General features: G+C 69.6%; 1 pseudogene. It reads left to right on the forward strand.

The annotated features are described in order from the left end of the window. Positions 1–65: 65 nt before the first annotated feature. Positions 66–13,898, forward strand: a pseudogene (locus OG326_RS06260) (amino acid adenylation domain-containing protein); the annotation flags it as partial. Positions 13,899–13,937 lie beyond the last annotated feature (39 nt).

Here is a 13,937-nt window from a genome sequence, read left to right on the forward strand (position 1 = left end):
TACGACCTGTTCGCACGCGACATTCGCGGGTGCCGACGCTTCCGCAGCTGATGACGGCTGCGGTCGAGTCGAATCCCGAGGGGGTGGCGCTGGTTCTGGCCGACGCCGCCGGCACCCTGGCAACTCTCGGTTATGCCGCGCTCGACGAGCGATCGAGTCGATTGGCGCGCATGCTGATCGACCGCGGCATCGGCCCGGAGGACCGGGTCGCCGTCGGAATCGAGCGTTCACTGGAGTCGGTGATCGCCGTATGGGCGATCACCAAGACCGGCGCCGCCTTCGTCCCGGTGGATCCGAACTACCCGGCCGACCGGATTGCCCATATGGTGCTCGATTCCGGTGCGGTGCTGGGCCTGACCGTCGAGGCCGCCCGGTCCGATCTGCCCGGTGAGGTCGAATGGCTGACCATCGACGCCGGTGATTTCGGCGTCCGGCTGCTCGCGTACCCGTCCGATCTGGTCACCAATGCCGATCGGGTGCGGCCACTGCGGGCCGGCCATCCGGCCTATGTCATCTACACCTCGGGCTCCACCGGCACACCCAAGGGCGTGGTCGTCACGCACGCCGGGCTGGCGGCCTTTTGCGAGGTGCAGCGCGGGCGATACGGCGTCACCGCGGATTCGCGCACACTGCATTTCGCGTCACCGTCCTTCGACGCCTCGGTGCTGGAGCTGCTGCTGGCAATCGGCGGCGCGGCCACCATGGTGGTGGTATCGCCCCGGGTGTACGGCGGCGCCGACCTGACGGCGGTGCTGCGGCGCGAGCGGGTGACGCACGCCTTCGTCACGCCGGCCGCGCTGGCCTCCGTCGACCCGGCCGGGCTGGGGGAGCTGCGGGTGGTCATCACCGGCGGTGAGGCCTGTCCGCCGGATCTGGTGCAGCGCTTCGCCTCCGAGGGGCGTTCCTTCTGGAATGCCTACGGCCCCACCGAGGCCACGGTCATGACGCATATGGCCCGCCTGCTCCCGGATCGGGACGTGACCATCGGCGCGGCTATTCCCGGAGTCACCCAGTACGTGCTCGACGAGCGCCTGGCCCAGGCGCCGGTCGGTACGCCGGGTGAGCTGTATGTGGCGGGGGCGCCGCTGGCTCGTGGATATCATGGGCAGGCAGGGCTCTCCGCATCGCGGTTCGTGGCAAATCCGTTCGACACCAATGGATCTCGACTGTATCGCACCGGTGATCTGGCGCGGCTGACCGCCGCCGGTGAACTGGAGTACCTGGGCCGCAACGACTTCCAGGTCAAGATCCGCGGGTTCCGGATCGAGCTCGGTGAAATCGATGCCGTGCTGGCCGAACATCCCGCGATCGATCTGGCCGTTACCGTCGGCCATGAGCTGGCCAATGGCAGCACGGTGCTGGTCGCCTACGTGCATGCGGCCGGGACCGGAGCTGTGCAGGCGGCCGAACTGACGGCGCATGCCGAGCGCCGCCTGCCCGGGCATATGGTGCCGACCGCCATCATGGTGCTCGACGAGATCCCGCTGACCCCCGCGGGCAAGCTGGACCGTCGCGCCCTGCCGGAGCCGGACCTGCGGAGCGCGTCCTACCGTGCTCCGGAAACCGCTGTGCAGCAGGTTATCTCGGAAGTGCTGGCCGAGGTGCTGAAGAGCGACCGGGTCGGCCTCGATGACGATTTCTTCGCGCTCGGCCTGGACAGCATCACCGCGATCCAGATCGTCTCGCGCGCGCGTGCGCGCGAGGTCGCCTTCAAGCCCAGGGATCTGTTCGCCACCCGCACCCTCGCCGCGCTCGCCGAGATCGCCACTGCCGCAACAGCGCAGGCGGAGGCGGAGCCGGTGACCGGCCCGCTGGTGCGGCTCGGCGATGCCGAGCTGGCGCGAGTGCGCGAGACGTATCCGAACCTCGCCGATATCTGGCCGCTCACGCCGCTGCAGTCGGGCATGCTGTTCCACGCGCTGCTGGCGGAGTCCTCGGTCGACGCCTATATGACGCAGTTCAGCGTCGATCTCGGCGGTGATATCGATGTCGAGTTGCTGCACGCGGTCGCGCAGGCGGTGCTCGATCGGCATGTGAATCTGCGGGTGGTCTTCGCCGAGGACGCGGCGGGCAATCCGCTGCAGATCGTCCTAGACGATGTCGAAGTGCCTTGGCGCTACCTGGATCTGGCGACCAGTGAGCCGTACGGGTCCGTGAAGACGGACTGGTTGCTCGCGGCCGATATGGCGAGTCACTTCGATATGGCGACCGGGCCGCTGGTGCGATTCTCGCTGGTGCGCACCGCGCCCGAGCAGTACCGGGTGTGGGTCACCAGCCATCACATTCTGCTCGACGGCTGGTCCATGCCGCTGCTCATGCAGGACATGCTGGCCCTCTACGCGCTCGGCGGCGATGCGAAAGCGCTGCCGCAGCCGCGTTCCTACCGCGATTACCTGGCGTGGCTGGGTGCGCAGGATCAGGCCGCGGCGCGCGATGCCTGGCGCGCCGCGCTGGCCGGTCTGACCGAGCCGACACCGCTCGCCCCGGTCGATCGATCGCGCGAAATCTCCGCCGGTATAGGCGAATTGGGCTTCGATCTGCCCGCCTCGGACACCGCTGCCCTGAGTCGTGTCGCCGCAGAGACGGGTGTCACGGTCAATACGATCGTGCAGGCGGCCTGGGGTCTGCTGATCGCGCGCAGCACCGATCGTGACGATGTCGTCTTCGGTGCGACGGTATCGGGCCGCCCGCCGCAATTGGCGGGTATCGAGACCATGGTCGGCCTGTTCCTCAATGCCATTCCGGTGCGGGTGCGGCTGGCAGCGGCGGATACGCTCACCGAGGTGCTGCGGCGACTACAGGACGAGCAGGCGGCGCTGCTGGATCACCACTACCTCGGCCTGGGCGAGATCCAGGAAATCGCCGGAGTGGACGGCCTTTTCGATTCCCTGGTGGTGTTCGCCTCCTTCCCGGTCGACGGTGCGGCGCTCGACGAGGCGGCGGCGCCGATCGACGGCGTGGGCCTGCTCGGAACGGGTGCGGCCAATGGCACGCACTATCCGGTGACGGTCATGGTGCAGCCGGTCGGCGATTCGCTGCGCGTGAACGTCAAATATTTGCGCGATCTTTTCGACGAACCCGCGGCACAGGCTCTGGCGCAGCGCTTTTCGCAGCTGCTCACCCGATTCGCGGTGCAGCCGCAGGCGCGGGTGGCGGACGTGGATGCGCTCATCGAGAGCGAACGCCGTGCCCTGGCACACGTGAATGACACCGAAGTCGCTGCACTGCTGGATGATTCGACCCTGCTCACGCTGTTCGACGCGCAGGTGGCGCGGACCCCGGACGCGGTGGCGGTGATAGTCGGCGATACCACGGTGACCTACGCGGAGCTCGATGCGCGGTCGCGGCGGCTGGCGCGGGAACTGACCCTGCGCGGGGTGCGGCCGGAATCGCGGGTGGCGGTGGCCATGCGCCGCGGTATCGATCTGGTGGTCGCCCTCTACGCGGTGCTGCGGGCGGGCGGTGCGTATGTGCCGGTCGATCCGGATCATCCGGCCGAGCGCAATGAGTACGTGCTGGCGGGATCGGCTCCGGTATGCGTGCTGACCCGGACTGCCGACGGGTTCGGCACCGACTCGGGCGTACCGCTGTTCCTGGTGGACGCGGTGGCGGGTGCGGCCGAGATCGAATTCGTCGGTGCGGCGGCGGTGCGGCCGGATCATGCCGCGTATGTCATCTACACCTCGGGGTCGACCGGTCGTCCCAAGGGCGTGGTGATCACGCATCGGCAGATGGCCAATCAGTTCCGCTGGGCCCAGCGCACCTACCCGCACGGTGCGGGGGATGTGGTGTTGCACAAGACGCCGATTACGTTCGATATCTCCACGTGGGAGTTGTTCTGGCCGTTGCAGACCGGTGCGGCGGTGGTCGTCGCGGAGCCGGACGGGCATCGCGATCCGGCCTACATCGCGCGCATGATCGCCGACTACGGCGTCACCTCGGTGCATTTCGTGCCGTCCATGCTCGAGGCGTACCTCGACGGTGCGGCGACCTCGGCGGTGCCCGCCTCGGCGCAGCTGCGCTGGGTGTTCGCCGCCGGTGAGGCGCTGTCCGCCGAGACCGCCGCGAAGTCCGGTGCGGCGCTGCCGGATACGGCGCTGGTCAACTGGTACGGCCCGGCCGAGGCGACCGTGGTCACCGCGCATCCCGCGGACCGGTCGGCGGGCGTCGCGGTGCCGATCGGCAGCCCGGTCGCCAATACGCGTGTGCACGTGCTGGATCGGCAGTTGCAGCCGGTGCCGTTCGGGGCGGCGGGTGAGCTGTATGTGGCCGGTGTGCAGTTGGCGCGCGGTTACCTCGGTGCGCCCGCGCTGACGGCGGAACGCTTTGTCGCGCACTCCGGTGGTGAGCGGCTCTACCGCACCGGTGATGTGGTGCGCTGGGTGGCCGATCCCGCCGGGGCCGGTCATGCGCTGGAGTACCTGGGCCGCAGTGACTTCCAGGTCAAGCTGCGCGGTCAGCGCATCGAGCTCGGCGAGATCGAGATCGTGCTGCTGAGCCATGCCGGGGTGCATCGCGCGGCCGTCTCGCTGGTGCGCGGTGACACCGGTGACCGCCTGGTCGCCTACATCGTGCCGGAATCGGGTGTGCAGGTCGCCGATGCGGATCTGCTCGCGCACGCGCGCGAGTCGCTGCCGTCGTACATGGTGCCGTCGGCGGTCGTCCGGCTCGAGGCGATGCCGCTCAATGCCAGCGGCAAGCTGGACCGTAAAGCGCTGCCGGTGCCCGTGTTTCAGGCCCGCGCCTACCGTGCGCCGTCGACTCCGGCCGAACGCACCGTCGCCGAGGTCTTCGCGGCGGTGCTCGGTGTCGAACGGGCCGGGGCGGACGACGACTTCTTCGAACTCGGCGGCAATTCGCTCAATGCCACCCAGGTGGTGGCGCGGCTCGGCGCCGCGCTCGGAACACGGGTGCCGGTGCGCGCCGTCTTCGAAGCGCCCACCGTCGCGCAGCTCGCCGGACAGCTTGCCCAGCATGCGGATTCGGTGATCGCCCCGCTGCGGCCGAGGGAGCGCCCGGAGCGGATTCCGCTGTCGTACGCCCAGCAGCGCATGTGGTTCCTCAATCGGTTCGATCCCGGTGCGGGCATCTACAACCTGCCGACCGCGCTGCGCATCACCGGGCCGCTGGATGTGCCCGCACTGCGGGCCGCCGTGTACGACCTGGTCGACCGGCACGAAGTGCTGCGCACCGTGTACCGGGAGCACGACGGCATCGGCTACCAGGTGGTGCTGGCCGAGGGCGACCCCGAGGCGCTGCCCGCGCTGCCGCTGCGCGACGGCGCCGAGGCCGAACTCGCCGCGTACGTGACCGAGGCCGTGGTCGCCGGTTTCGACGTGAGCGCCGCACCGCCGCTGCGGCTGGGGCTGCTGCGCCTGGCCGCCGATGATCACGTGCTCGTGTGCGTGGTGCACCACATCGCGGGCGACGGCTTCTCCGCCGGACCGCTGACCCGCGATCTCGTGACCGCCTATCTGAGCCGTGTCCAGGGCCGGGAACCGGAGTGGACGCCGCTGCCGGTGCAGTACGCCGATTTCGCACTGTGGCAGCGCGAAATCCTCGGCGACGAAGCCGATTCGGCCTCCCTGCTGGCGCGTCAGCTCGACTTCTGGCGCACCACCCTGACGGGGCTCCCCGATCAGCTGGACCTGCCCGCCGATCGGCCGCGCCCCGCCATCGCCTCCGGCCACGGTGCCACCCTGACCTTCGATATCGATCCGGTGGTACACGCCGGACTGCGGCGAATGACGCAGGAGCACAACAGCACCCTGTTCATGGTGCTGCACGCGGCCTTCGCCACGGTGCTGGCCCGGTTGTCCGGTATCCGCGATATCGCGATCGGCGCGCCGATCGCCGGTCGTGGCGCGGCCGAACTGGATGATCTGATCGGCATGTTCGTCAACACCCTGGTGTTGCGCACCGATATCGATCCGGCCGCCGGTTTCAGCGAGCTGCTCGCCGCCGTCCGGCAGATCGATCTCGCCGCCTTCGAACATGCCGATGTGCCGTTCGAACGCATTGTGGAACTGCTGGATCCGCCGCGTTCGCAGGCCCGCAATCCGCTGTTCCAGGTGGCGCTGACACTGCAGAACATGACGCGCGCGGAGCTGAGCCTGCCGGGTATGACGGTGTCGTCCGTCGAGCTGGATCTTCCGGTCGCCAAATTCGACCTGGATCTCACACTGCTGGAGAGCCTCGGCGACGATGGTGCGCCGCAGGGGATTTCGGCAGCATTCAACTATGCCACCGAACTGTTCGACGATGCCACGGTGCGGTCGTTCGCAGAGCGTTTCGTGCGGGTGCTCGAGGCCGTCACCCGCAGCCCGGAGCTGCCGGTCGGTGAGCTGCCGATCCTGGACAGCGGCGAATACGCACTGCTGACCCGGATCTCGGGAGATACCGCCGCCCCGGCGCTGCTGCCGGAGCTGCTGACCGCGGGCGTGCGGCTGGGCCGGGACCGGATTGCGGTACGGAGCCGGGATCGCTCGTTCGATTACGGTGAGCTGGACGACTATTCGTCGCAGCTGGCGCGTGTGCTCATCGCGCGCGGCGCCGGGCCGGAAGCGGTGGTGGCGCTGGCCATCGGCCGCTCGTACGAGATGATCGCCGCGGTCTGGGCCGTCGCGAAGACCGGCGCCGCCTATGTGCCGGTCGATCCGGCGTATCCGGCGGACCGGATTCGGCATATGGTCACCGATTCCGCTGCGACGGTGGGTCTTACGCTCACCGCTCTCGCCGATGACCTGCCCGATGACGTGGAGTGGCTAGCACTGGACGCCCCGGCGGTCACCGATGCGTGCGCCCGGATGTCGCCCGCCGCGGTGACCGATGCGGATCGCCGTGCGCCGCTGCGGCCACAGCACCCCGCCTATGTCATCTACACCTCCGGTTCGACCGGTCTGCCGAAGGGCGTCGCGGTCACCCACGCCGGATTGGGCGGACTCGTCGAGCAGGGCGTCGAATTATGCGCTGTCACAGCGGATTCCCGCTTCCTGCACGTATGCTCGCCGAGCTTCGACCAGTCCATGGAGGAGTGGCTGTACACCTTCTCCACGGGTGCGATGCTCGTCATCGTCCCGCCGGAGGTGGTCGGCGGCCTCGAGCTGCACGAGCTGCTGCAGGCCGAGCGGGTCACGCATACGATGATCACCCCGGCCATGCTGGGCACGGTCGATCCGGCGGGGCTGGACGAGCTGCGGGTGGTCGCCACCGGTGGTGACGCGACCTCCGCCGAGCTGATCGCCAAGTGGCAGCCCGGCCGCCGCTACCTCAACAGCTACGGTCCGACCGAGGTGACGATCGGCTCGACCTACGTGAATCTCGCTGCGGGACAGCGGGTGACGATCGGCACGCCGCTGCGGGGCATCTCGGCCCTGGTACTGGACGCCCGGCTGAATCCGGTGCCGCCGGGAGTGCCCGGTGAGCTGTATCTGGCGGGTTCGGCGCTCGCGCGGGGCTACCGCAATCGCGGCGGGCTGACCGCCGAGCGCTTCGTGGCCGCGCCGTGGGGTCCGCCGGGCTCCCGGATGTACCGGTCCGGCGATCTGGTGCGCCGGGTGCCCGGGGCGGACGGCTGGGAACTGGATTTCCTGGGGCGCACGGACTTCCAGGTGAAGGTCCGCGGTTACCGCATCGAACTCGGTGAGATCGACGCGGTACTGGCCGCGCACGAGGATATCGAATTCGCGGTCACGCTCGGGCGGGAGAACGCCGCCGGCGCGACCGTGCTCGTGTCGTACGTGCTCGCGGCGCCGGGCCGCTCGGTGGACGAGGCCCGGCTGTTCGACTACGCGGGCAGGCAGCTGCCCTCCCATATGGTGCCGGCCGCGCTGGTGGTGCTCGACGAGATCCCACTGACCCCGGTCGGCAAGCTCGATCGCCGCGCGCTACCGGAACCCGAACTGGCGCAACGGGAATACCAGGAACCGTCGACCTCGCTCGAGGAGCTGGTGGCCGGGGTGTACGCCGGATTGCTCGGCGTGGCCCGCGCCGGTCGCGACGACGACTTCTTCGAACTGGGCGGAAACTCGCTCATTGCCACCCAGGTGGTGGCCCGGCTCGGCGCCGCGCTGGAGACCCGGGTCCCGGTGCGCGCCGTCTTCGAGACCCCGACGGTGCGGGCGCTGGCCGCCTTCCTCGCGGCCCAGGCGACCGGTGATCGCATTCCGCTGGTGGCCCGCCCGCGCCCGGAACTGATTCCGCTCTCGCTCGCCCAGCAGCGCATGTGGTTCGTGAACCAGCTCGAACCCGCCGCGGCGGTGTACAACATGCCGGTGGTGCTGCGGTTGACCGGTGCGCTCGACGCCACCGCCCTGCAGCAGGCTGTCGCCGATGTGGTCGCCCGGCACGAATCGCTGCGCACCGTGTACCCGGAGGTGGACGGCATCGCGCACCAGGTGGTGCTGCCCGCCGCGCAGGCCGTGCCGAGCCTGGCGCCGGAGCCGGTCGCGCAGGCGGAGCTGGTGGAGCGGATCACCGCCGAATTGTCCGCCGGATTCGATGTCACCTCCGAGGTTCCTTTGCGGGCCAAGCTGTTCCGCATCGAACCGAGCCCCGGCGAGAGGGCGGAATCGAGCCCCTCAGGGGCGGTGGAATCGAGCCTCTCAGGGGCGGTGGAATTGAGCCCCTCAGGGGCGGTGGAATCGAGCTCTTCCGGGGCGGTGGAATCGAACCCTTCCGCGCCAGCCGAACATGTCGTGATGTTCGTGGCGCACCACATCAGCGCCGACGGCTGGTCCATGGGACCGCTGGCCCGCGATGTGATGACCGCCTATCTGGCACGCACGGCGGGTGGTGCACCCGCGTGGGCGCCGCTGCCGGTGCAGTACGTCGACTACGCGCTGTGGCAGCGCGAGGTGCTGGGTACGGAATCCGATCCGGAGAGCCTGATTTCGGCGCAGGGCGCCTACTGGCGCACCGCCCTGGCGGGCATTCCGGAGGAACTGAACCTGCCCGCCGATCGGCCGCGCCCGCCGCGCCCGTCCTTCGCGGGCGGACAGGTCGCCTTCTCGATCGGCAACGAGCTGTCCGCGAGCCTGCGCGCGCTGGCCCGGGCGCAGAACGCGACCGTGTTCATGGTGGTGCACGCCGCGCTGGCGGCCTTCCTCGCGCGCATCTCCGGCACCGACGACATCGTCATCGGCACGCCGGTGGCCGGTCGTGGCGAGGCCGAACTGGACGACATGATCGGCATGTTCGTCAATACCCTGGTGCTGCGCACCCGGGTGCCCGGACAGCTGCGCTTCACCGAACTGCTCGCCGAGACCAAAGAGGCCGATCTGGCGGCCTTCGCGCACGCCGATGTGCCGTTCGAGCGACTGGTCGAGCTGCTCAATCCGGAACGCTCCACCGCGCGTAATCCGCTGTTCCAGGTGCTGCTGTCGTTCGAGAATCTCGCCGACTCCGGCTTCGAACTGCCCGGATTGCGCATCGCCGCACTGGATTCCGGCGTGACCAGCGCGCAGTTCGACCTCTCGCTCATCATGCGCGAGGCCGCGGACGGTGACGACGTCGGTATGCACGCGGTCTTCACCTTCGCCCGTGACCTTTTCGACGAGGCGTCGGTGCGGGTGTTCGCGGAGCGGTTCACGCAGCTGCTGGAAGACGTTGTGGTACAGCGGGATACGCCGATCGGCGAGCTGTCGCTGCTGGACGGCGACGAGTACGCACTGCTCACCCGGGTGCACAGCGACGGCGTCATGGAGGCGGGGCTGCTGCCGGATCTGCTCACCCGGGGACTGCGCCTCGGACGCGACCGCACCGCAATCCGCTACCGCGGTCACTCCATCACCTACGGCGAATTCGACGACTACACCTCGCAGCTGGCGCGGGTGCTCATCGCGCGCGGCGTCGGACCGGAAACGCTGGTCGCGGTCTCCTTCCCGCGGTCCTTCGAAATGGTGGCGGCGGTGCTGGCCATCACCAAGGCCGGTGGCGCGCACGTGCCCGTCGACCCGACCTATCCCGCCGACCGGGTCCGGTACATGATCGCCGATTCCGGTGCGGCGCTGGGCATCACCAGCTCCGCACACCTCGGCACGCTGCCGGGTGACGTGGAATGGCTGGCCCTGGACGATGCGGCGACCGACGCCCGGTTGATGACCGAATCGGCGGCGCCGATCACCGATGCCGATCGGATCGCGCCGCTGCGCGCGCAGCATCCGGCGTACATGATCTACACGTCCGGATCCACGGGTATGCCCAAGGGCGTCACCGTCACCCACGCCGGTCTCGGCGGTCTCGCCGACTACGCGGTGGCCTGCTACGAACTGAATTCGCAGCATCGCATGCTGCACAACTGCTCACCGAGCTTCGATCCGTCGGTGCTGGAATGGGTGTGCGCCTTCCATATGGGCGCGGTGCTGGTGATCGTGCCCTCGGAGATCATGGGCGGCCCGGAACTGGCCGAGCTGCTGCGCTCCGAGAGCGTGACGCACGCGATCCTCACCCCGGCGGTGGCGGCCACCCTCGACCCGGCCGATCAGGAGCAATTGCAGCTGCTGACCGTCGGCGGCGATGTGACCACACCGGAACTGCTGGCCAAATGGCAGCCCGGCCGGGTCTATCACAATGCCTACGGCCCCACCGAGGCCACCGTCATCTCCTCGTTCGCCCGGCTCGAAGTCGGTGACCAGATCACCATCGGCGCACCGGTGCACGGGGTTTCGGCCCTGGTGCTCGATGCCCGCCTGCACCCGGTGCCGCCGGGCGTCGCGGGTGATCTGTACCTGGCGGGCGGCGCGCTGGCGCGCGGGTACCGCAATCGGCCCGGCCTGACCTCGGAGCGATTCATCGCAAACCCCTGGGGCAGACCGGGATCGCGGATGTACCGCACCGGCGATGTGGTGCGCTGGTACGCCGATCCGGCGCTGCGGTCCGGCAATCGCGCTGTGCCGTCGGTGGAGTGGGAGCTCGACTATGTCGGCCGCTCCGACTTCCAGGTGAAGATCCGCGGCTTTCGCATCGAACTCGGCGAGATCGACGCGGTGCTCGGCGGGCACGATGCGGTGGACTTCGTGCTGACCCTCGGCCGCAAGAACCCTTCCGGCGCAACGATTCTCGTCTCCTACGTGCGGCCTGTGCCGGGCGCGACGGCGGAACCGGAGCAATTGCTCGAATATGCGGCGCGCAGTCTGCCGACGCATATGGTGCCGTCGGCGATCGTGGTGCTGGAGGAGATTCCGCTGACCCCGATCGGCAAGGTGGATCGGGCGGCGCTGCCGGAACCGGAACTGGCACAGCGGGAGTACCGCGCACCGGCCACCCCGATGGAGGAGACCGTCGCGGCCGCCTTCGCCGAGGTGCTCGGCGCCGACCGCGTGGGCAGGGACGACGATTTCTTCACCCTCGGCGGCAATTCCCTGCTGGCCACCCAGGTGGTGAGCCGGCTGCGCAAGCTGACCGGCGCGCAGGTCATGGTCGCCTGGTTCTTCACCGATCCGACCGTCGCGGGCCTGGCCGAACAGGTCTCGGCCGCGCTCGGCAGCAGTGACGACAGCGCCGCCGCCGATGCGGCGCTGCGGGTGGTACTGCCCATTCGTGCCACGGGGACGCGCACCCCGCTGTTCTGTGCGCCGCCCATGGCCGGAATGTCCTGGTGCTACGCCGGTTTGGCGGGCTACCTGCCCGACGATCAGCCGATTCTGGGTTTGCAGTCCCCGGCGCTCACCGAGGACGACTACCAGCCGCGATCGCTGACCGAGGTGGCGCGCCGCTATATCGCGGAAATGCGGGCCATCCAGCCGGAGGGCCCGTACCGGCTGCTCGGCTATTCGCTCGGCGGCGTGCTGGCCCAGGCCATCGCGACCGAACTCCGCGCCCAGGGCCAGCGCACCGATGTGCTGGCGGTGCTGGACGCCTACCCGGAGGCCGACCTGTCCGACTTCCGCAGCGCACTGCGCGACGAGTTCGCGGCGCTCGGTGTCAGCACCGACGATTTCCCCGAGGGTGATCTGCAGGATCTCGGTGACGAGGCGCTGGCCGCGCTGCACGCGGCCATTCCCGCCGACCTCGCGGTGCTCAGCCTGGAGGGGGTGCGCCGCATCTACCGGGGCGCGGTGCGGACCGTCGAACTCGGATCCTCGTATCGGCCGGACGTTTTCGACGGCGATATGGATCTCTTCCGAGCCGAGATCCGCGGCGTGGACGACTACGCGCACTCCGCGGCGGACTGGCGTGCGTTCATCACGGGGGCGATCACCGACCATCCCATTCCGTTCCTGCACCAGTTGATGGTCACGCCCGAGGCCATCGCGATCATCGGCCCGAAAGTGGCCGCCGTGCTCGAGGCCGCCGATCAGCGGACCGAGGAGGCCGGCGATACCACCGAGCCGGTCGGCGATCCTGTCGAGGAGATCGGCGAGGCAGCCGCACCGGACCCGGATCCGGTCGCCGATTGGGCTGTCACCCAGGTACTTCCGGTCATCACCAGCTCGGGGCCGCCGCCGGGTGTGACGCTGCGGACCCGCATGGATCCCGCTCCGGTCGATACGGGATCGCGGGCCCTGCCGGTCTTCGCGGCGGATCCCGTCGCCGCGCCGCGGGCCCTGCCCGTCATGGGACCGCGCCTGGCCGCGGTGGGCACGATCTCGTCGCTTCCGGCCGGTGCGGTGGAACTGCTCGAGGTCGAGCGGTCCGGCCGGGCGGTCCGGGCGATCACGCTGGAGATCGCGGCCGAGGTCTCCGGGTCGCGGGTCCGGCGCGCGGTGGCGACCCTGCTCGATCGGCATCCCGCCCTGCGCTCGCGCCTGCGGCGCGACGGGGTGGCGAGTGTGCTCGATATTCCGGCGCAGGCGAATTCCCGCGATGCGGTGGTATGGCAGGTGGATCCGTCGGTCGAGGCGGTGGGCGATCCGATCGAGGCCGTCGTCCACGCGGCCGCCGCGGAGCTGGATCCGGAGAAGGGCCGCAATATTCGCTTCGTGCTGATGCAGGGCGTTCAGGCGGATCCGAGTCTCGATCCCGCCGATCGCCCGGCGGCGGTGCTGGTCGTGGTCGCCACCGGCCTGGTCGTGGACGACACCTCGTGGCGGACCATTATCGAGGAGCTGACCGCGTCCTGGTCGGGTCATGCCGTGCCGCCTGCCGCGGACACGCATCCGGCCGAGCTCGCGGAGCAGCTCGCCGTGCGTGCCGCCGGGATATCGACCGTCAGCGAAATGGGTTGGTGGCATGCGGCTCTGGGCTCGGAGTCCCGGGGCATGGCTCTCGCGGCGGTGCTCGCCGCGGGCGCGGACCCGATCAGCCGCGGCCGGGTATCGGTGTTCATCACCGGTGAGGGCGCGGCGGCCGTCGAGGCGGTGGCCGGCAGGTACGGGTCGAATCTCGAGGAGGTACTGCTCGCCGCGCTCGCGGTGACCCTGCTGGACGACAGCGGTGCGTCGGCGCGGGCTGGGCTCGGTGCGGTGGTCCGGTTGGTCGCGGACGCGCGGGTGACCGGCGATCCCGCCGGTCACCGCACGGTCGGGGCCTTCAGCACCTCCTACCCGCTGGCACTGCGGTTGACCGGGGTGGACCTCGACGAGGTGCGCCGCGGCGGCCCGGCCGCCGGATCGGCGATCGAACAGATCCGCGACCTGTGCCGCCGGGTTCCGTCCCGAGGCGTGGGATTCGGACTGCTGCGGCATCTGAATCCCGTGACCGCCGCCGAAACGGCCGCACTGCCGGCCGGCCGCATCGCTTTCCGCTACCGCGATCTGCGCCCGGCCAGGGTGTATCCGGATCCGGTCGCCGATGACGTCTACCTCGACGTCACCGTGGACACCCTCCAGGACGGTCTCGTCGCCCGCTTCGACTTCGCGGGCGCGGTGCTGGATCTGGAGCAGATCAAGCGACTCGTAGAGGGCTGGGTACAGGCATTGGGCGGACTCGCCGACCACGGTCGCGCGAACAATCCGTAATATCGAGCGTTATCGGAGAGGCACCCCGATAACCCTGTT

The organism is Nocardia sp. NBC_01327 (assembly GCF_035958815.1).
Classification (GTDB): Bacteria; Actinomycetota; Actinomycetes; order Mycobacteriales; family Mycobacteriaceae; genus Nocardia.